Genomic DNA, 22272 nt, shown 5'->3' with positions numbered 1-22272 from the left:
TTCCTAATCAACAGTTTATAGTTTTTTTCCATTAGATTTCACTCAATATAATTTCGTATATAATCGCTGCAATCAATGCCCTATCTGACTCAAAGAAAGAGATTTTTTTCTTTAGCAATTCAGTTTTAATCTTTTCAAGAAGCTCATAAGTTATTTTTTTATTTAAATCACTTCGATTATTTATAATAATTTTCTGAATGCTTTTCTGAATGTCCTGTATAGCTAATGAAGGAGATAAAACACGCAAAGAGTATGTGTTAACTTCTTTTAATAATTTCCCCTTTTCTAAAGCAGTTACAGTTAAGTCATCAATAATATATTTGGCTGCTTCAAGAGCAACTCCTGAGTTTTCTCCTGATATACCTTTTGTAACAACATCATGTATGTCATCATATGTTAATGCCTTTTTGACAAGTATTTCATCCCACTTAGCATAATCAAAAGTATCTTTACCTCGGATTCTAAGTGCATCCATTAAAACTCTATAAATATCCTTTGGTTTCAATAAATGTTTAGGAAATACGACCTCAACACTATCAGTTATACTTGTTATTGTGTGCTCATAATAACTTTGAAGTGGTATGTCAGAACAAACAAGCCTAAGTATTTCTTTTGGAAAAGAATCGAAGTCATCAACTTCTTTCTTTAAAGCATTTGTTATCGAATCAAAATCACCTGATTTCAGATCAGACAGCCCCATGGCCTTCAATTTTAATCCATCTTTTGGAGAAAAATTAAAACCTATTGTACTTACAAAATTTATCTCAGTAACTTTTTTTAAATAGCTTTTTTTATGGGCTGAAGAACATAGTTTTCCTAAAAGAGATGGTTTTTCATTTTTTTTCCCTTTATCCCGTTTAGTAAGGCTTTTCGTCGTATAACGAACTGAAGAATTAGCTTTGACTTGATTAAAAGTAAACTTAACTTTTTCTTTGTCTAATGAATCAGCAATAATGACGTCTTCATGGTATTCCATAAATACAGCAAAATCTTTAGCATTTCTGTACGCTGAAAAAGCCTGACATAGAGCCCAGTGATATTGATATTCAAAACGGTCATAGGATTCAGCTCCAGCAGACTCTCGCTGAGCTACTGCAAGTGGGTTATCCATCTCTATTTCGCTATCCATTACAATTCCTCGAACGCTTTGACTTAGTGTATTAAACAAAAGATTATCAAGAAAAATTGAATTTGGAAGTAAAAAAAGATCGTTTATCTATCCAACTCACAGCATATATGAATATTTCTATAAAAAATCTCAGCGAGATTAAGCAATAATTTTTATCAATAATACCATTACATAAGTAGCCTTCTTTATATAAATAAAGCTATCTATCACTAAAAATTCACACTAACCACATTATCCAAACTCCCCTCCAACTCATCCATATAATCCGCATACCACTGCATCATTTCCCTGCGTCCATCCATATACTGAGCATGGTTATACGTGCCACGGATCGCGTTCTTATCGATATGCGCTAGCTGGGTTTCAATCCATGCTGAATTAAATCCTTTCTCATGCAAAATCGTACTCATTGTGTGGCGGAAGCCATGTCCTGTTAGCCTTCCTTTATACCCTAACAATTCAATAACCTGATTTATGCTTTCCTTACTGATCGGTTTTCTATGGTCATTACGGCCTATAAAAACTAGCTCATAATGCCCTGATAGTGGCTTGAGTGAATTAAACAGCTCGATCACCTGCTTTGATAATGGCACAACATGCGGTCGCTTCATTTTCATTACTTCAGCAGGTATCTCCCAAATTCCTTTTTCTAAATCAAGATCCTGCCAACGAGCAAAACGGAGCTCTTGCGTTCTAACAGCCGTAAGCAGAATAATTTTAGTCGCTGTTTTCGTGATCACACTGCCTGTATAACCCGCTAAATCTTTCAAGAAATAAGGCAACTCTTCAGTTGTTAAGAATGGAAAATGCTGTTTCTTAGGGGGAGTTAGAGCAGAAGCCAAATCAGGGGCTGGGTTATATTCCGCTCGACCAGTAATAATTGCATAGCGAAAGACCTCACCGCAGCGTTGACGGACTTTCCGCATCTTCTCTAAGGCCCCGCGCTTTTCTATCTTACGCAACGTTTCAAGTAGCTCTAGAGGCTTAATTTCTGCTATCGGACGCTTACCGATATAAGGAAATATATCCTTTTCAAAGGTATCAATAATTTCATCACGATAACGTAGTGACCAGCGATCCGCTTTAGACGGTATGCCATTCACGAGCGACTGCTTCAAAGGTACTTTCAGAAGCTAAGTGCTTTTCTAATCGCGCTAATTGCTTTTGCTCACTTGGAGCTTTATTTTGAGCCAACAATTTTTTCGCATCATCACGCTGGTTTCTTGCTTCCGCTAATGTCACTTGCGGGTAAACACCTATAGAAAGCATCTTTTCTTTGCCTGCAAAGCGGTACTTCATTCTCCAATATTTAGAACCATTGCGATTAACGATCAGATATAACCCACCTGAATCAGAAAGTTTGTAGGGCTTATCTAGCGGCTTTGCCGTTTTAATTTTTATATCACTCAGAGCCATAACAAAACCTCCGTAAGCCCTATCTGTTACAAAGAAAATGAGAATTTGGGGGTGCAAGATATACCATACCTAAATGCACCCCCGATTAACACCCCCAATAGGGGGTTGATGTGGGGTAACCCCAGTTGAACTGAGTTGACTATGATTTGCCTTTATATGTTGAATTTAAAGGATTTAATTGACTTCAGTGGAGGTGTATTGAACTTGAGTGGCGGAAGATCACAGGAGTCGAACCTGCCCGGGACTGCTGGCAGCCCCAACTGGATTTGAAATCCAGCCGCCTCACCGGAGACGACGATCTTCCTCTATAGATTGGAAAACGATTATAGACTGAATTCATTATTTTCCAAAGCATTGAAACTACAACTATTGCCTTTATTGATAAAAGCCAATAAAAACCCCATTTATTGATAAGCGTTAATAAGAAAAAACGTTAGATTGATATTGAGGTTTGTACATTTGCCCCCATATACTTTCTTATATTCGCAATGGCGTGCTAGTTCTATCACCCATAACATTGACCATATTTGGGTTTAAGTTCGCCATTTAACTTTTATTGTCAACACAGTAAGCCTTGGCCTACGAGCACAAGCCTGCAATCACAGGATGTTTTATGACAAATTCATTATTAGCCGATTCCGCACTACCCCGTTTTTCTACTATAGAGCCCGCGGATATTTTCCCCGCAGTCCAACACGTACTCAATGAATATCGCCAAACAGTAGAAAACCTGCTGAGCGCAGCGGATCAATATACTTGGGACAACCTGTGCCAACCTTTAGAAGAAGCCAGTGATAAGCTTTCTCGTGTTTGGTCGCCAGTCAGCCATTTACACTCCGTGAAAAACAGTCCAGAACTGCGCGAAGAGTATGAAAAATGTTTGCCATTACTGTCCGAGTTCAGTACTTGGATGGGGCAACATGAGCCTTTATATCAAGCATATAAATCATTAAAAGAAGGGGCTGAATTTAATTCCCTTAACCAGGCCCAACGTAAATCCATCGAAAATACTTTACGTGATTTTGAATTATCTGGAATTGGCCTACCTGCTGAAAAACAGCAACGTTATGGTGAAATTGTTGCACGTTTGTCGGAAATAGCGTCTAAGTTTAGCAATAACGTCCTTGATGCGACTATGGGTTGGAGTAAGCTCATTAAAGACGAAAAAGAATTAGCAGGCATGCCAGAAAGTGCAATTGCCGCAGCAAAAGCCATGGCTGAATCAAAAGGCGAAGAAGGCTACTTACTCACCCTCGATATGCCAAGCTACTTACCTGTTATGACCTATGCTGATAACGCAGAATTGCGTCGTGAGATGAGCCATGCATATAGCACCCGTGCGTCTGACCAAGGTCCAAATGCCGGTAAATGGGATAACAGCGAATTAATTGATGAACTGATGGCGTTACGCCACGAACTGGCGCAATTATTAGGTTTTAAAAACTACGCAGAGAAATCCCTTGCCACCAAAATGGCCGAATCACCAGAACAAGTGCTGAATTTCCTCAATGATTTAGCTGACCGAGCTCATCAGCAAGGGGAAAATGAGCTGGCTGAACTGACGGCTTTTGCTAAAGAGCATTATGGTGTCGATACGCTTGAATCATGGGATTTAGCCTATTACAGCGAAAAACAAAAACAGCATAAATTCTCATTAAATGATGAACAATTGCGTCCATATTTCCCTGAACAACGTGTCCTAAATGGGTTATTCGAAGTTGTTCATCGTATCTATGGCTTAACCGCCAAAGAGCGCCATGATGTGGAAACATGGCATAAAGATGTGCGTTTCTTCGAGCTCTATGACGAAACCAACACTCTGCGTGGTAGCTTCTACCTAGACCTCTACGCCCGCGAACACAAACGCGGCGGTGCTTGGATGGATGACTGTGTTGGCCGCATGGTGCATAAAGACGGTTCATTACAAAATCCTGTTGCTTACTTAACTTGTAACTTCAACAAGCCACTTGGCGATAAACCCGCACTGTTTACTCATAATGAAGTCACGACCTTATTCCACGAATTTGGTCACGGCTTACACCATATGTTAACGCAAATTGATGTTGCTGATGTTGCTGGGATTAACGGTGTACCATGGGATGCCGTCGAATTGCCAAGTCAGTTTATGGAAAACTGGTGCTGGGAGCCTGAAGCCCTCGAATTTATTTCTGGCCATTATGAGACAGGCGAACCATTACCAACAGAAATGCTCAATAGCATGTTAGCAGCAAAAAACTACCAATCAGCCATGTTTGTTCTGCGCCAGTTGGAGTTTGGCCTGTTTGATTTCACCTTGCATGCTGAATATGACCCAGCGAAAGGCGCGCAAGTCATGCCAACGTTATATGCAATTAAAGATAAAGTCGCTGTGGTCCCTTCACCAACATGGTCTCGCTTCCCACATGCTTTTAGCCATATTTTCGCAGGTGGCTATGCCGCTGGCTATTACAGCTACTTATGGGCAGATGTGCTTGCGGCAGATGCATACTCACGTTTCAGTGAAGAAGGCATCTTTAACCGCCAAACAGGCCAGTCTTTCCTCGACAATATCTTAAGTCGTGGTGGCTCAGAAGAGCCAATGGCACTGTTTGAGCGTTTCCGTGGTCGCAAACCAGAATTAGATGCCATGTTGAAGAGCTATGGTATTCATGGCTAATCGTATTGAGATCCAATTGATCTGCGAAGAGGGTGCCGATCCCGGCACTCTTTCTCAACTTTCTGAAAAATGGCAGCTTTCTCACACCCCTGATGCCGTTATGGCTGTTGTACTTACGCCTGAAAACTTACAACTACGTAAGCTAGATGAGCCTAAGTTAGGGGGGATCTTTGTCGACTTCGTCTCTGGGGCGATGGCCCATCGTCGTAAATTTGGTGGAGGCCGCGGTGAAGCTGTTGCCAAAGCTGTCGGGATCAAAAAAGATTACCTTCCCGATGTGATTGATGCCACTGCTGGCCTAGGGCGTGATGCCTTTGTTCTAGCCGCTCTCGGTTGCCATGTCCGTATGTTGGAGCGCCACCCTGTGGTTGCAGCCCTATTGGATGATGGTTTACAACGAGGCTACCAAGATGCAGAAATTGGCCCATGGTTACAAGAGCGAATGTCATTGATTCATGCATCCAGTATTACAGCACTGAGCGAGATAACCCACGCGCCTGATGTTATCTATCTTGACCCGATGTACCCTCATCGGCAAAAAAGTGCTTTAGTGAAGAAAGAAATGCGAGTATTTCAGTCATTAGTGGGAGCAGATGATGATGCAGATTCATTGTTAGCCCCTGCGATTGCTTTGGCTAAACGTAGAGTGGTTGTTAAGCGCCCTGATTACGCAGAGCCCCTTGCGGGACAAAAAGCGCCATCAGCGGTTACCACTAAAAACCATCGGTTTGATATCTATCCATGCATTAAAAGTAGCGAATAAACGTAACGGCGAAGGGCGTATGTACAGGTGAAATTATCAGTATGATACAGCCGCCCTTTCGCGTACGTTTTGAGGTCAGAGAATTACAACACACCCTGCCCAAGCATTGCATCAGCGACTTTTACAAAGCCTGCGATGTTAGCACCTTGAACATAGTTTGTTTGTTTCTCTTCGCCACCGAATTCCACACAGTGCTGGTGGATATCCAACATGATGTGGTGCAGACGAGCGTCAACTTTCTCTGCTTTCCAACCTAGGCGAGCCGCATTCTGTGCCATTTCTAGACCAGAGGTCGCAACACCACCTGCGTTAGCCGCTTTACCTGGTGCAAACAGCACTCCCGCTTCAAGGAACAGCTCCGTTGCAGGAATAGTCGTTGGCATATTAGCCCCTTCAGCCACCGCCTTAACACCATTTTTGATTAACACTTTTGCTGCATCCACATCCAGCTCATTTTGTGTTGCACATGGCAGAGCGATATCGACAGGCACATTCCATGGTTGCTGGCCTGCTAAGTAAGTCAAGCCAAACTCTTTTGCATACTCTTCAATGCGACCATAGTTGTTTTTGATCTCTTCCAAACGTGCGAGTTTTTCTGTTGTAAAACCATCTTCATCAACGACAGTACCGCTTGAATCAGATGCAGTAACCACTTTCGCACCTAGTTCCATACATTTTTCAATGGTGTACTGTGCAACGTTACCTGAACCAGAAACTGCGACACGCATTCCTTCAAAACCTAGGCCATGGCGTTTTAACATCGCATTGGTGAAATAAACCAAACCGTAACCAGTTGCTTCAGGGCGAATTAAACTGCCACCAAAGGACAATCCTTTACCAGTAAATACACAAGAAGTGTCATTAGACAGTTTTTTCATCATACCCGTCATAAAGCCCACTTCACGGCCACCCACACCAATATCCCCTGCTGGGACGTCAGTATTAGAACCAATATGGCGATAAAGCTCAGTCATCAATGCTTGGCAGAAACGCATCACTTCACCATGACTTTTACCTTTAGGATCAAAGTCAGAGCCACCTTTACCACCACCCATTGGTAATGTGGTCAGGGCATTTTTCAGTGTTTGTTCGAAGCCTAAGAATTTCAGAATGGATAAATTCACAGACGGATGAAAACGCATACCACCTTTGAATGGACCGATTGCAGAGCTAAATTGTACACGCCATGCGCGGTTGACTTGAACTTTACCTTGGTCGTCTACCCAACACACACGGAATTGAATTACACGCTCAGGTTCAACAAAACGTTCAAGTAATGCTTGGTCACGATACTTAGCATTTTGCTCTAAGAACGGCCAAAGGGAAGTGAATACTTCACGCACCGCTTGTAGAAATTCAGGTTGAGAAGGGTCTCTTTTTTGGACAGACTCCAAGAACGAAGATAGTGATTGTGTCATCTATGTCTTCCTTTTTAACATTGTAGTTGTTGTGATGTGCCTCACTCTTTCTTTTCATTATTTTTAGGAAATGTGAGGTTGATTTGCGTTTGCCTATTGAATATATCATTAGTTTGTATTCTAAATTCAAGGTTTTTTTTCACTCAATAGCAAAATAAATTGCTTGACCTGCCAATAACTCCCTCAAGATACATATTTTGAAACAAAAAAAACGCCTGCATAAGCAAGCGTTTTTAGTGAATAATATTTCAAATATAGTGATATGGATTATTCTTCATCATCATTTAGTGGCACAATCAACATATCCACATGAACGGTATTGATTAACTGGCGAGCAGAAGACATGAGCTTGCTCCAGAAATCTTGGTGGTGTCCACAGACGACTAAATCCATATTGTATTTTTTAATGGCATCGACCAGTACTTGGCCTAAGTCACCACTGCCACTGAGTGTTTCTTGAATTTCATAACCTGCACCCGCAGACAAATCCTTCAGAGCATTACGTGTTTCATCAGTAATACGTTGCTGCATGTCTCCAAGATTGACATCAATAAGACCGGTATAGAGGTCTGAATAGTTAACATCAACATGGATCATAGATACTTTGGCCCCATAAGGTTTTGCCATAGAGACAGCCTTATCCAGTAATACTTTACTTTCAGGTGATAAATCTACCGCAACAAGAATATGTTTGTAAGCCATAAGTAAACTCCTTCCGAATGCTGATTATCTGGTGGTTATGCCTTCACCACATCTTTATGAATACTATACCTGCTAATTGTGATTATTAAGTGTTGCTTTGATCACATCTAAGCAGATTAACCTTAAAATCATCACTACATATAACATTTTATAAAACAATAACATCATTCATACAATATTAATATATTGCCCTAAAAAATTCGAGTTATGGGAAATATTTTAGCTTAGAAAAACAACAAAGTTGCACCGCAAACTGTGATACTAAAGTTCAACCATTCAGTTTTATTTTCTTCAATGAAAACAAAAAGTCATCACAAATTTGCGCTAACTGCACTTTTTTTAAACAGTAATTTATCCTACAATAAAATAACTGAGTATAAGTACAATTTTTCTGCTGTATTTCCTTTGCGACAATTGCTGTGAGCTTGAGCTAGGTTCTAAGGAGAGGATTATGTTCAGTATGATTGCATTGTTTTGGGCATTATGCATTTTGTGCATCTTAAATATGATGCGGTATTTTTCTTCCGTTCGTGTTTTATTGTCTATTTTAAGGGATTCAGACCCTCTGCTTTATCAATCCGTTGATGGTAATGGCTTTTTTACTACACACGGTCAACTGAACAAACAACTACGGTTAGTTCGATACATAAATAACAAACAGTACCTTGAACATTATGACCCTGAAGTTATTTTGCGTTGTGAGCGGATCCGCAAGCAATTCATGATGATAAGCAGGCTCAGCATTCTTGTTGTCGTGAGTTTAGTCTATTTATTGATAACGGGTTAATTGTAATTAGTGACTGACTAATGAAAAAATAGTGATGACCTTACGATCATCACTATTTTGTATATGTAGATTACTGTGTTCATGTAACTGTTAAAGGCTCCATACTCATGTATGAAGCCCAAATTAGTGCGACTAGATAAACAGCAGCGATAACCAGTACAAACCACCCGATAACACAATGGATACTGGTAAAGTTAATAACCATGCTAACGCAATGCTTTTAATGGTTTTTGTTTGTACACCGCCACCATCGACAACCATCGTCCCCGCAACGGCAGAAGATAAAACCTGCGTTGTTGAAACGGGCATACCAGTATAACTTGCCACGCCGATAGACACCGCTGCAGTCACCTGAGCAGATACGCCTTGCGCATAAGTCATGCCTTTCTTACCAATTTTCTCACCAATGGTCACAGCAACACGCTGCCAACCAAACATGGTGCCTAATGATAATGCTAAAGCAACCGCAATAATGATCCACAGTGGTGCATACTCAACGGTATACAGCAAATCATTACTGAGTTTTTTCAGTAAGCTGGCATCTTTCGAGCTTGTTTCCGGTAATTTCGCAACCGCATTAGCAGTATCAGAGATACACATCAGCAAACGGCGTGCGTGGTTACGTTGGTCTGGCGTCAGCTCTTCATAGCTTTGAATGCCATTTAGCATCGTTTGAGCTTGATTTAAAATAGCGCCAGTACGCGTGCTATCACAATGGAATTCGCCACCTGGTTCATCACTACTTTCTGCAACGACAGGCGCATTTTCTATTGCATGGTTTAACGCTGGTTTATGTGTTTCATAGTATTGTTGCAGGTGGACAACCGCATCATGCGTTTTTGCGATGTCATAACCGTTAGAATTCATATTCATAACGAAACCTGCTGGAGCAACACCAATTAGCACTAACATGATAAGACCGATGCCTTTCTGGCCATCGTTCGCACCATGGGAGAAACTTACCCCAACTGCTGACAAAATCAATGCAGTACGGGTCCAGAATGGTGGCTTACGCTTACCATCTTTTTTCTCACGTTCCGCTGGTGTTAAGTGAATGCGTCGACGTTTCTTTGTGCCACTCCAATAACGGCGCAAAAAGAAAATCATCAAACCGGCAATCACAAAACCGATAGCGGGAGACAAAATTAATGACATGAAAATACTGATCATTTTCGGTATATTCAAGGCATCAACGACAGACGAATCAGTCACAATCGCGTTGGTTAAACCCACCCCGATTATCGCCCCGATCAGCGTGTGCGAACTGGAAGCAGGAATACCGAAGTACCAAGTTCCAAGGTTCCAAATAATTGCAGCCAAGAGCAATGAAAAAACCATTGCAAGGCCGTGAGCTGAGCTCACATTAAGCAAGAGGTCTGTTGGTAAGAGATGGACAATTGCATATGCGACGCTCAACCCTCCCAGCAAAACACCAAAAAAGTTAAAAACCCCTGCCATGACAACTGCGAACTGAGCCCGCATTGCTCTGGTATAAATAACCGTAGCTACCGCGTTAGCGGTGTCATGGAAGCCATTTATAGCCTCATAGACCAGCACAAATAACAGTGCCAGAACTAATAATAGACCTGTATGAAATTCTAAACCTGTAAAAAGATGTAGCATAGACGTTAAGCCATTATATGTTGGACATGAACGCGGCGCATTATCAGTGACAAACGCTGGCGGTGGAAGCAAAATCTAACCTTTTTTTGATTTAACTACTCATCAAAAAAGTACCTCATGGCAATTACCCCATATTTTTCAATAAATTAAAGCAATCAAACTTATTCTGAATTTTTGAAACTTTTTAACGATATTTCCAGAAAATAATCGTTGTTTGCTTTTTTTAGACAAATTTCTCTAATTATAATACGTCCTGTATAGTTTTCATCAGTTCTTCCTCAAAGCTTTACATTACAATCCCGATGAGATGACGTAAAATATCCCGGTTATCAATGTAATTATACTAAAAATCAAACATATATAGAGATACTTACTGTGAAAAATTTCGACGTTATTATTTTAGGTGCTGGCGCTGCGGGTTTATTTTGTGCCTCACACTCTGGCAAACGCGGTTTAAAGACGCTAGTAGTTGATAACGGGAAAAAATTAGGCAGAAAAATATTGATGTCCGGTGGTGGGCGCTGTAATTTCACTAATATGTACGCAGAACACAGCAATTACATTTCAACAAATCCACACTTTTGTAAGTCAGCACTTGCTCGCTATACACAGTGGGATTTTATCGCCTTAGTCGCTAAATATAATATTCCATACCATGAAAAAACCCTAGGGCAGCTTTTTTGTGATAATAGTGCACAAGATATCGTCGATATGCTGCAAAATGAGTGTAATTTACCGAATATAACAATAAAACTTCGCAGTGAAGTCACTGGTGTCGAAAAAACACCTGAGGGCTTTCTAGTCACGGTGAATGGGAGCCAAGTAAGTGCTCGCTCACTGGTTGTCGCAACGGGTGGGTTATCGATGCCAGGTCTTGGCGCCACACCATTTGGCTACCGCATCGCAGAACAATTTGGCCACTCGATTATTCCAACTCGTGCTGGCCTTGTCCCATTTACACTGCATAAGCCGCTTTTAGAAGCGCTGCAAGTCCTTTCAGGGATCTCGGTCGCGGCAAGCGTGACAGCTGCGGATGGGACGTTGTTTAAAGAAAATATTCTCTTTACCCATCGGGGCCTCTCTGGCCCTGCTATTTTGCAGATTTCTAGCTATTGGAACCCCGGAGAGTATGTGAGCATTAACTTACTTCCTAACCTTTCACTGAGCGACTTTTTAGCGGTAGAAAAGCAAAATCACCCAAATCAATCCTTAAAAAATACCCTTGCAAAATTATTGCCTAAACGACTAATTGAAATCATGCAAGCGCAAGGGCAAATCCCTGAGTGTGCCCTAAAGCAATTGAACCATCCGCAAATTGAAGCACTGCATAGCACGTTACATGCTTGGCAAGTTCAACCCAACGGGACAGAAGGCTACCGCACCGCAGAGGTGACTTTAGGGGGTGTTGATACCCATGAGATATCATCGAAAACAATGGGGTCACTGAAAACTGAGGGGCTATATTTTATTGGTGAAGTCGTCGATGTCACCGGCTGGTTAGGTGGTTATAACTTCCAATGGGCTTGGAGCTCTGCGGCAGCATGTGCAGAAAGTCTGCCTATTAACCCTAATTAATTTAAGGGAATTAATATTCGCGATGCCTTCTTGTTTGCATCCTTTTAACCGAATATCTCTTAATCCATTGAAAAATAATGGTTAATATTTAATTCCATAGAAATCATATAATTGCAGTTTTAATTATAAGATATATTATTTTGGTTAAAAATAATGCTTTACAAACGATAGTGATAACTATTATCATTATCATCACTTCCTCAATACGGTTACTTAGTCACCTATTGTAAGAAGTACGACATTGCTCACATTGCTTCCAGTGTTTACTTTAGCCAGCCTCGCGCTGGCTATTTTTTTATCTGCATCAACGGCTTAATTGGTTAAAATTCCCACATCATCATTTCCTATCCATTTTCTTAACTTATCTCAAACCTACTTATTCAAATTTTTTGGATCCTATGGTTAATGACAGCTACTTTTCTCTTTTAGCAAAATGGTTAAACTGTCATCAATACATTTAGAGCGAGTTCAACCAAGGTTGGAATCCGTACAGGAGAGAACACGATGATCTATTTACGCAAAGCAAACGAACGTGGTCATGCAAACCATGGATGGCTCGACAGTTGGCATACCTTTTCATTCTCTAGCTACTATGACGAGCAATTTATGGGCTTTTCTGCGCTGAGAGTGATTAACGAAGACTTTATTGCTGCAGGCCAAGGGTTTGGAACACATCCCCATAAAGATATGGAGATATTGACCTATGTGCTCAATGGGGCTGTTGAACATAAAGACAGCATGGGCAATATGGAGCAAATCCCTGCGGGTGAATTCCAAATCATGAGTGCAGGTACGGGTATTCGTCATTCTGAGTACAACCCAAGCAATGAAGAAGAGCTACATCTGTACCAAATTTGGATCATTCCTGAAAAAACAGGTATTGAGCCACGTTATGAGCAAAAACGGTTCGATTCCAAAGATGGCAAGCAATTGGTGCTATCACCGGATGCGCGTGATGGTGCATTGAAAGTTTATCAAGATATGGAACTGTGGCGCTGGGCATTGCCTGCTAATAAAACACACTCTCATGCGGTCGCTGATAAGCGAGTTGTATGGATTCAAGTCGTTAAAGGAGATGTTGAAGTGAATGGCCAAAAAGCAACCACCAGCGATGGTCTAGCCATTTGGCAGGAAACTGAACTCTCCATTAAAGCGAGTGAAGATAGCGAAATTCTATTGTTTGACTTACCAGCCGCAGAATAATCATTTTCACAACAAAAAAGGCTCTACCAACGTAGAGCCTTTCTGCTATTACCTACTCACAAAACCAATTACAGTTTTGGCCCTGCTTTCACCAGTGCCGCGCCTGCTGGAGTGTCCGTGTACTTATCAAAGTTGTTCACGAAACGTTCCGCTAAATCTTGCGCTTTTTCATCCCACTGTGCTTTGTCTGCATAAGTATTACGTGGGTCAAGGATATTGGTATCCACACCCGGTAATGCTGTTGGGACTTCTAAATCGAATACCGGTAGTTTAATCATGTCTGCTTTTTCGATATCGCCACTTAAGATAGCATCGATGATGGCACGTGTATCTTTGATAGAAATACGTTTACCTGTACCATTCCAACCTGTATTCACTAAGTAAGCTTTCGCGCCCACTGCTTCCATACGCTTAACTAATACTTCAGCGTATTGTGTTGGGTGCAGTGATAAGAATGCAGCACCAAAACATGCAGAGAATGTTGGAGTCGGCTCCGTCACACCACGCTCTGTACCGGCTAATTTCGCAGTAAAGCCCGACAGGAAGTGGTACTGAGTTTGCTCAGGCGTTAAACGAGAAACAGGCGGTAACACACCAAATGCATCTGCGGTTAAGAAGATAACTTTTGTTGCATGGCCTGCTTTAGAAACAGGTTTTACAATGTTTTCAATGTGGTAGATTGGGTAAGAAACACGAGTGTTTTCTGTTTTTGAACCATCATTGAAATCGACTGAACCATCAGCCAATACCACCACGTTTTCCAATAACGCATCACGTTTGATAGCGCCATAGATGTCTGGCTCAGCTTCTTTAGATAGGTTGATCGTTTTTGCGTAGCAACCGCCTTCAAAGTTGAATACGCCGTCATCATCCCAACCGTGTTCATCGTCACCAATTAACTTACGTTTTGGATCGGTAGAAAGCGTGGTTTTACCTGTTCCAGATAAACCAAAGAAAATAGCTACATCGCCTTTCTCACCGACGTTAGCGGAACAGTGCATAGATGCAATGCCTTTTAATGGCAACAGGTAGTTCATCATAGAGAACATACCTTTCTTCATTTCGCCGCCGTACCAAGAGCCACCGATCAGTTGCATGCGTTCTGTTAAGTTGAACGCAACAAAGTTTTCTGAATTCAAACCTTGTGCTTCCCAATTCGGGTTAGTGCATTTCGCACCATTCATAACGATGAAATCAGGTTCAAAACCCACTAACTCTTCATCAGATGGGCGAATGAACATGTTTTTAACGAAATGCGCCTGCCATGCAACTTCAGTGATAAAACGTACTTTTAGACGCGTGTCAGCGTTCGCACCACAGAATGCATCAATGATAAACAAACGTTTACCTGACAGTTGTTCCGTCACTAAATGTTTGAGATCCGCCCAAACTTCTTGTGACATAGGTTTGTTGTCATTTTTACCTTTACCTTGGTCTGCCCACCAAACTGTATCGCGAGTCACGTCATCACGTACAATATATTTATCTTTTGGTGAACGGCCAGTAAAGATACCAGTATCAACCGCAACAGCACCTAAAGTGGTCACTGTTCCACGTTCATAACCTTCAAGTCCTGGCTTAGTTTCTTCCGTGAATAATAGCTCGTAACTTGGGTTATAAACCACTTCAGCTACATCATGAATACCGTACTTTTCAAGTTCCTTCAGGGTAATGCTTTTAGCGCTCATTATATTGCTCCTGGTAAACATAACTAATCTGCGGATGATCATAATTCTTTACGACTAATTAACAGCGATTGCTATCAAAGAATTGAAAATGTATAATTTTTTTTAATTCATAATGAGACTTAGAGCACGTAATAATGCTTTAAAATTATAAAAAAAAGGTGCAGAATTGCACCCTTGTCACATAATTAGGTTGCTAAATCGTATCAGTGAAGTTGCTGATTTAGCTCATTATTTAACCCTTGAAGATCAGATTCAATAAATACGTAGTGTGAGCCACAAAATTCACATTCCATATCAATTTTCCCATCTTTGTGCAAAATATCGATAACATCTTCCTTAGGTAAGGTGGCTAATGTACTTTCACAACGCTCCCTTGAACAAGTACAACGAAACTCGACAGATTGTGGGTCATATAGCGTGACATCTTCTTCATGATAAAGACGATGTAAAACCTCTTTCACATCCAATGTACTCAGTTCTTGGCCCTTAATCGTGGCCGTCAGTTGCACTAAGTGGTCAAAAAAGTCATGGCTTGTGTCATTTGCTGCAGGCAAAACTTGCAACAACATGCCACCTGCACTTGGTTTCCCATCCACTTCACCCACACGGATGAATAAACGGGTTGGTAATTGCTCTGATTGGCGGAAATAGGCATCAATGCTTTCTTCGATAGAATCCCCTTCGATCGCTACAATCCCTTGATAACGTTCACCTTGACTCGGTGTAATAGTAATCACTATAAAGCCGTTACCAACCATCTGTTTCAGGGTGCTACCTGCAACAACCGGGCCATCTACACGTGCAACACCACGCATCTGTTGTAAATTATTACCGTTGATAACCGCCAAATTAACAGGGCCATCACCTTGAATTTGGACAGTAATATCGCCATCGAACTTCAACGTTGCCGTTAATAAACTGGTTGCAACAAGCAACTCTCCTAGCAAACCTTTTACCGCTGTTGGGTAGTCATGGTTTTCTAAAATATGTTCAAAAGTTTCATCAACACTAATCATTTCTCCACGAACGGAATGTTGTTCAAATAAAAAACGGTGGAGTGAGTCTTGGTTTGCCATAATATCTCTCTATTGCTCTGACTGTTGCTCAGGCCGTCATTAAGACGACTCATGAGAATTTGTTTGTTTAAACTTTAACAGAGTACGCCGTTCTTTCTTATCTGGACGTCGCTCTGGATGTGGCATCGTAAGTGCGTTCATCTTACGTGCTTGTGCCATTTTCTCTCGTTGCTCAATACTTTCTACGGTTTCACTGTACAGGGACTGTGCTTCCGGTGCGCCTTTGCGCTGGCTGCTGATCTGCAAGATTTCAACCGTACGTTCATCATTACCTTGCCGAAGTTTAACGACCCCATGCAGCTCAACAATTTTCCCAGGCTTAGTTCTTTGCCCATTGTAATGGACTTTACCGCCTTCAATCATTTCACGGGCGACGGCACGCGTTTTATAGAATCGCGCAGCCCACAGCCATTTATCAAGGCGAACAGGTTCTATAGTGGATTGATTCATGGGGCCTCCTCGACATAAGTCTGAATCAAACTAAGAAGAGGCTCCCTCTATTTTCGGGATGATACTATCGACGATAGGGAGGGGGATTAGCCTCAAAGCATTTATCATAATATTCTGTGATATTACGCAAACGCTTCTTATTATTCAAAACACGTAGCACAATCAACGAACCATTTAACAGCGCACACACCAACAAAAACAGTATAAAAAGCGCACTACATATATACTGAGATACCACTTTTGCATTGGGTTCTTCATGCAACACAATCTGCAATGTGCCATTGGCATCTACGGATAAACGAGTAATAACCCCTTCAATATTGAACGGTGTATTGATCAGAAGATTTGATAACCTTTGCAGCTCTTGCCAGCGCTGTAATGGCGATTGCTCATTAAAAGAAATTCCCGGTATCGAATCGACTAAAGGCTTATTTTCATCACTAATTAATAAAACACCGCCAGGGGGCGGACTATTAATCTTGCGCACTTCTCTGTCTATTTCTGTACTGATAAAATCATATATGGTGTCTTCCACGATGTTTTCCAAGGCCTCAGCACTGCCTGCACGTAATAAAACATGAGCCCCTTTTAATTTCCCCGCGGACGCTTTTTTTACTAAAGTAGGCCAATCCTCTGTACTTCCTAGGTTAGTCAGCGCATTTTTTAGTTTTAGGCAGTTATCAGAATTATGGCACAGTTGTTCTGTTCCCATAATAATAGCTGAAAAATCAAAGATAATATTCATCCCTGATTTCATAATATCGCGCTGTAATCTTGGGTTAACGCCTACCGAGTTTTTATCTGGATGCAACTGGCTTTTGACGGTATCAAGCAATGTTATTGAGCGCTCAACAACTTCCGATTGAGGCTCGGTCAATAAACTAACATCATTCCAATAAATACCTGAGCAATCAAACGGCACAAATTGTGCTTGGTTTTCTTTATTCAAATTTGGAGGGCGGTAACACATCCCTTTCCCTTGGGCAACTAATGTATCCCCAATTTTTATTGGCCGAGAAACAAGATCATTAGGGCTATCAACCTTAATTTTCTCTGTGCCACCTAACCAAGCAAAACCGAGCTTTATCGGTAACCCCATCGGTTGATAGGCAAATATCAGAGTCATCGTTAACAATGCCCCAACTAACATCAATACATTCTTTTTGAACCGCTTGTATGGGTAATAACGTTCTTCTTCATGCAAAGAAAGGTACTTGCCGTGCTTAACTACCTCACCAGTCGTATAAAAATCAATATTAACAGCTTGATTCTCTTCGTATTTTAAATAATTTGCCCAATGACTGGGGTAGTACAAGTCAATACCTGCAATAGACGTATTCGTGGAATATTTTTTATCAAGCTCACCATAGAGTTCCCAGCGCTTTGGCTGACCGTGAATACATTGAATATCTTGATATTTTCGAGGAAACATCCTAGAGCGAAAGAGAACAAGTAACCCAATAACAAACGTAATCATGGTAATCACTAACCCCGATTCCTGTAATAACGGAATTGAAACGAGGGTTAAATAACCAAATAAAAAGCTCAGGCAAATAATTGCGGCGCCAAGCCAACCTGTAGAATGGTGTAACCTATGCTCTTCAAGCGTCTCTTTACGAACTTTCAATCGCTCAATACTATGTTCACCACGTTCTTGAATCGCCGCATCAGACCATGTTGAGTCGCTTGGTACACCTGTTTGCCATTCACCACTGAAATCCTTCAACGAATGGCTGTTCATTGAAATGATCAAGGGTAAGTGGTCAGTTTCTACAATCTCCATGACATTTTGGCGTTGCAAAAAAGGTTCAAGCTGCGAAGGGAGCTGAACCTCAATGGTATCAATGAAATAGCGCCAGCTATTCCCCTGTTCTTGACGTAAGTTAAAACGCGTTAATGAATGACAAACCGTGGCAATTATTGAATTTTTTTTGATTTGCCATGGATATTGAGAAGTATTTATTGATATAGCAGCGCAATAATTCAAATACTGGGAGATGGTTTGGTAATCTGAATCAATCATTTTCCTAAATGATGGTGACGCAACAGAAGGTATTTGATAGACGCCAGAACGCCGCCCCCGCCTAAAAAATAGGAAGGAAGCCATTATAGTTAGGCTAATAACAATTATAGCCGTTATAATGACATGGTTCAGCATTGTTTCCCCAATGAAAAATGAATAAGAAAAGCATATCAGCCCTCACACTTCCTAAAAATAAGCCGATTCCTATTCTATTTGTGGTTTTTATTTTAAATTACAACACCTTGTAAAAAATGTTTTATTTATTTACCCATATTATTTGTTTGAGCCGATTATACTAACAGCATTTTATCTACTCGATAATATCTATCATTTTATTTTGATATAGGTCATAGTTGTATGATGATTTCAAAATACAGACCGAGCTAGATAAACTGTGTCCTGTAAATCAATGAAATAGGCTTTTAGCAATAGATTTTACTCATCCTGTTCGGAAATCGTTATGACAGAGTTAAAAAAACCTAAAATCTTGAATATTCAAGATGTTGCTCAATCAAAATTATTCAGCATTCAATCAGTTGACCTCGAATTTAGCAATGGTGAAAAACGAGTCTATGAAAGAATGCGGCCCGCAAAACGCGAAGCGGTTCTTATCGTTCCTATCATGGGTGATAACCTCATTCTCATTCGCGAATACGCTGTCGGGATTGAAAGCTATGAATTAGGCTTTCCCAAAGGTGCTATCGACCCCGGTGAAATCGCCATTGAAGCAGCCCAGCGTGAACTCAAAGAAGAAATTGGTTATGGCGCTAATCACATTGTTCAGCTCGCCAAACTGACAATGTCACCCTCATACTTTTCGAGTAAAATGAATATTCTTATCGCTCAAGACTTATACAGCGAAAAACTCGAAGGAGATGAGCCTGAGCCTCTACAGCAGGAACTATGGCCAATATCTCGAATGATGGAATTACTAGAACACCCAGATTTCAACGAAGCTCGGAATATTAGCGCACTTTTCTATCTAGAACGTTACTTAAAAAGTATTAAGTAAAAATACGTTTTATTGTATCAGCGGAATGTTATTTCCATAACCCATCATGAGTGTGGCTATGTAACCCACTGATATATTAGTTTTCTCTATAGAAAACACCCCATGTTTAAAATCAACAATGGGGTGCTAATGGTGAAAACTTAGCCAACAATAACGTTAAAATAACTCTTGGCTAACCCCACCTTCCGTAGAAATTGTCGTACCCACCTCTTGAACTGCATGTTCTTTCGGTTCAGTTCCTTCAATAAAATACTCACGGCGGGAAGAACCTAATTGACCTGTTCGGCTATCAATGGATACAGAAATAACCCCCTTAGGCGGCTTCATTGTTTTGACTGGCACCCCGGCCAAAATTGACTTCATAAAGTCGTCCCACATTGGTTGTGCGCTTTTCGCGCCAGCTTCACCGCGGCCTAATGTACGCCTATTATCATCAAAACCTATCCATGCAGAAGCAACAACATCTGGGCCATAACCAGAGAACCAAGCATCTTTCGAGCTATTCGTGGTTCCTGTTTTCCCACCAATATCACGCCGACCACCTAAGTCTCTCGCTGCACGCCAACCGGTACCAGACCAACCGGGCTCACCATAGATATTGGTCATCATCGCATCCCTAATTAAGAATGCGAGTGGGGTATTAATCACATGAGGTGCATATTGGTCAGCGGAGCTCCCATTTAGGTCAGCTGCCGTTGTTAGCTCCATTGTTGGCTCTTGTATCACAGTATTGTCGGACTGTGTCACTTCTTCGGTAGAGTCATCATCAATACCTTTGCTCGCAATAGTGCGCTCGGTATCCCCATAAATCACAGGAATATCCGTGCAATTAGGGCATGCTATTTTAGGATTGGCTTCGAAAATAACCTCATCATTATGATTTTCGATCTTCGAAATATAGTATGGGTCAATCAAATACCCGCCATTGGCCATGACGGCATACCCACGAACCATTTGCATTGGTGTAAATGATGGCGCACCTAACGCTAATGCCTCCGTACGGTTAATATTTTCCGCAGGGAAGCCAAAACGTGTCAGATAATCAGCAGCATAATCCACACCCATGGCTCTCATCGCACGAACCATCACGACGTTTTTTGATTGACCTAAACCTTGGCGTAACCGAATAGGTCCATCATATCGAGGTGGTGAATTTTTAGGACGCCAATCAGAACCAGCGCCCGCATCCCAACGGCTAATCGGCACATCATTAAGTAATGATGACAAAGTCAGGCCTTTATCCATCGCGGCTGTATACAAGAAAGGTTTAATATTCGAACCCACTTGTCGCAATGATTGGGTGACCCGGTTGAATTCACTCATATTGAAGTCAAACCCACCAACAAGTGCAATAATTGCACCGTCATTTGGGTTTAAGGCAACAAATGCCGCATTCACATCAGGTACTTGCCCTAACCACCAGTTATCTTTAACTTTTCTAACCCAAATTTGCTCACCCACCTGCATGACTGCGTTTACAGCTCTTGGCGCGGCACCTTGTTGAGTATCTGAAATAAATTTACGCGCCCAACGCACTCCGGTCATCGTAATAGGGATTTGCGAACCATCAGCTAACATCACTTGTGCTTCTGAAGCGGTGGCAGATGTGACGACAGCTGGCATTAAAGGACCATAGGTAGGCATTTTTTTCAATTTTTCGACAATCTGCTCTGCTGTCCAAGCCGTTTCATTCTGTTTCCATAAAACTTCAGCAGGGCCGCGATAACCATGACGCGTATCGTAGTCGATCAAATTATTACGAACTGCCGTTGTGGCAGCTTCCTGATCTTTGCGGATCACCGTAGTGTAGACTTTATATCCATCGGTATAGGCATCTTCGCCATATTTATCAAACAGGGTTTGACGCGCCATCTCAGCTAAATACGGTGCAGAAAAATCGATTTTCGGTGCATGGTACGAAGCCACTATTTTTTCATTTTTTGCTTGTTCATACTGGTCTTGAGTAATGTACTTTTCCTCAAACATACGAGAAAGGACCACATTACGACGGCTTACCGCACGATCATAAGAGTACAGCGGGTTAAATGTAGAAGGTGCTTTTGGTAAACCCGCAATCATCGCAATTTCACTGAGGGTCAACTCATCCACTGTCTTACCAAAATAAACGTATGCAGCCGCCCCGACGCCATAAGCACGGTTACCTAAATAAATTTTATTCAGGTACAGCTCCATAATTTCATCTTTAGTAAAAAGCTGCTCAATGCGAATAGCCAAAAATGCCTCTTTAGCTTTACGCATCAAGGTTTTTTCAGGACTTAAATAAAAGTTTCTCGCGAGCTGCTGCGTGATCGTACTCGCCCCCTGGGAGGCGTGACCAGATGATGCCATTACGGTAACTGCACGGAAAATACCAATAGGATCAATCCCATGGTGGTCATAAAAACGGCTATCTTCAGTGGCGATAAACGCTTTTATCATTAAAGGAGGGATTTCGGCCAGCGGCAAAGGAATACGACGTTTTTCCCCATATTGGGCAATCAATTCGTTATCCGCACTGTATACCTGCATTGGAATTTGCAGACGAATGTCCTTCATTGTTGCTACATCAGGTAACTCACCTTCAACATATTTATACATGCCATAAATCGAGGCGGTTCCCAAAAAAATGCAACAGAAAACAAGAATAAAAAAATATTTTACGAACTTCACCGGAAAATTCCCATGCTCGACTAACAAGAGGGTTTAGATATCACTAACACACAGTATAAAGCTTATACAGCACAATAGAAA

Annotated in this window: 15 protein-coding genes, 1 tRNA gene and 1 pseudogene; 6 read left to right on the top strand and 11 right to left on the bottom strand. The window is 41.4% G+C overall.

Annotated elements, in window-relative coordinates; all coding sequences use genetic code 11:
- Positions 1 to 31 precede the first annotated feature (31 nt).
- The 3 genes and pseudogenes from CYG50_RS19940 to CYG50_RS19930 all read right to left on the bottom strand — a co-directional run bounded on the left by CYG50_RS19940 (position 32) and on the right by CYG50_RS19930 (position 2849).
- On the bottom strand, positions 32 to 1129 hold the full coding sequence (locus tag CYG50_RS19940) for a DUF4297 domain-containing protein (RefSeq protein ID WP_102140156.1): 1098 nt from the start codon (positions 1127 to 1129) through the stop codon (positions 32 to 34).
- Between the two features lie 209 nt (positions 1130 to 1338).
- Positions 1339 to 2545 (bottom strand): annotated as a pseudogene (locus tag CYG50_RS19935) (tyrosine-type recombinase/integrase).
- A 209-nt stretch (positions 2546 to 2754) separates the two neighbouring features.
- Positions 2755 to 2849 (bottom strand) — tRNA-Sec (locus tag CYG50_RS19930).
- Positions 2850 to 3158: 309 nt separating this feature from the next.
- On the opposite strand from CYG50_RS19930, the gene prlC reads away from it, so the two are divergent.
- Together prlC and rsmJ are read left to right on the top strand one after the other, a co-directional pair.
- Positions 3159 to 5201: an oligopeptidase A gene (prlC, locus tag CYG50_RS19925; protein WP_102140155.1), complete on the top strand. Its 2043-nt coding sequence runs from the start codon at positions 3159 to 3161 to the stop codon at positions 5199 to 5201.
- Positions 5194 to 5964, top strand: a complete 771-nt coding sequence (gene rsmJ, locus CYG50_RS19920) for a 16S rRNA (guanine(1516)-N(2))-methyltransferase RsmJ (RefSeq protein ID WP_102140154.1) — start codon at positions 5194 to 5196, stop codon at positions 5962 to 5964. The genes prlC and rsmJ overlap by 8 nt, the downstream gene beginning before the upstream one ends.
- An 83-nt stretch (positions 5965 to 6047) precedes the next feature.
- Here rsmJ and gdhA read toward each other — a convergent pair whose 3' ends face one another.
- Positions 6048 to 7382, bottom strand: coding sequence for an NADP-specific glutamate dehydrogenase (gene gdhA / locus CYG50_RS19915; RefSeq protein ID WP_004263145.1), 1335 nt, complete (start codon positions 7380 to 7382; stop codon positions 6048 to 6050).
- 267 nt (positions 7383 to 7649) lie between these two features.
- Complete coding sequence (uspA, locus tag CYG50_RS19910; RefSeq protein WP_004263149.1) at positions 7650 to 8084, bottom strand: universal stress protein UspA; 435 nt, start codon at positions 8082 to 8084, stop codon at positions 7650 to 7652.
- 451 nt (positions 8085 to 8535) lie between these two features.
- Between uspA and uspB the strand changes: the two genes are divergently transcribed.
- A complete protein-coding gene (uspB, locus tag CYG50_RS19905) occupies positions 8536 to 8871 on the top strand; it encodes a universal stress protein UspB (protein ID WP_102140153.1) in 336 nt (111 codons plus the stop codon).
- 132 nt (positions 8872 to 9003) lie between these two features.
- Here the strand turns inward: uspB and pitA are convergent, their stop codons facing one another.
- Positions 9004 to 10494 carry an inorganic phosphate transporter PitA gene (gene pitA / locus CYG50_RS19900; RefSeq protein ID WP_102140160.1) on the bottom strand — a complete coding sequence of 497 codons (1491 nt, stop codon included), beginning with the start codon at positions 10492 to 10494 and terminating at the stop codon, positions 9004 to 9006.
- A gap of 375 nt (positions 10495 to 10869) precedes the next feature.
- On the opposite strand from pitA, the gene CYG50_RS19895 reads away from it, so the two are divergent.
- Entirely contained in the window at positions 10870 to 12069 is a 1200-nt protein-coding gene (locus tag CYG50_RS19895; protein WP_102140152.1) for a BaiN/RdsA family NAD(P)/FAD-dependent oxidoreductase, read from the top strand.
- A gap of 504 nt (positions 12070 to 12573) precedes the next feature.
- Positions 12574 to 13272 (top strand): pirin family protein, encoded by a 699-nt coding sequence (locus CYG50_RS19890; protein ID WP_102140151.1) that lies wholly within the window; start codon positions 12574 to 12576, stop codon positions 13270 to 13272.
- Between the two features lie 68 nt (positions 13273 to 13340).
- Here CYG50_RS19890 and pckA read toward each other — a convergent pair whose 3' ends face one another.
- From pckA to CYG50_RS19870, 4 genes are all read right to left on the bottom strand, one after another.
- Entirely contained in the window at positions 13341 to 14960 is a 1620-nt protein-coding gene (pckA, locus tag CYG50_RS19885; RefSeq protein ID WP_102140150.1) for a phosphoenolpyruvate carboxykinase (ATP), read from the bottom strand.
- A gap of 203 nt (positions 14961 to 15163) precedes the next feature.
- Positions 15164 to 16036 carry an Hsp33 family molecular chaperone HslO gene (gene hslO / locus CYG50_RS19880; RefSeq protein WP_102140149.1) on the bottom strand — a complete coding sequence of 291 codons (873 nt, stop codon included), beginning with the start codon at positions 16034 to 16036 and terminating at the stop codon, positions 15164 to 15166.
- A gap of 39 nt (positions 16037 to 16075) precedes the next feature.
- Entirely contained in the window at positions 16076 to 16486 is a 411-nt protein-coding gene (gene hslR / locus CYG50_RS19875) for a ribosome-associated heat shock protein Hsp15 (RefSeq protein WP_102140148.1), read from the bottom strand.
- Between the two features lie 64 nt (positions 16487 to 16550).
- Positions 16551 to 18644 (bottom strand): IgaA/UmoB family intracellular growth attenuator, encoded by a 2094-nt coding sequence (locus tag CYG50_RS19870; protein WP_102140147.1) that lies wholly within the window; start codon positions 18642 to 18644, stop codon positions 16551 to 16553.
- A gap of 325 nt (positions 18645 to 18969) precedes the next feature.
- Between CYG50_RS19870 and nudE the strand changes: the two genes are divergently transcribed.
- Positions 18970 to 19521 carry an ADP compounds hydrolase NudE gene (gene nudE, locus CYG50_RS19865; protein WP_102140146.1) on the top strand — a complete coding sequence of 184 codons (552 nt, stop codon included), beginning with the start codon at positions 18970 to 18972 and terminating at the stop codon, positions 19519 to 19521.
- Positions 19522 to 19677: 156 nt separating this feature from the next.
- Here nudE and mrcA read toward each other — a convergent pair whose 3' ends face one another.
- A complete protein-coding gene (mrcA, locus tag CYG50_RS19860; protein WP_102140145.1) occupies positions 19678 to 22191 on the bottom strand; it encodes a peptidoglycan glycosyltransferase/peptidoglycan DD-transpeptidase MrcA in 2514 nt (837 codons plus the stop codon).
- Positions 22192 to 22272 lie beyond the last annotated feature (81 nt).

The sequence above is a fragment of the Providencia huaxiensis genome (assembly GCF_002843235.3).
In the GTDB taxonomy this organism is placed as follows: domain Bacteria; phylum Pseudomonadota; class Gammaproteobacteria; order Enterobacterales; family Enterobacteriaceae; genus Providencia; species Providencia huaxiensis.
This window is presented reverse-complemented; position numbering and strand designations above follow the sequence as displayed.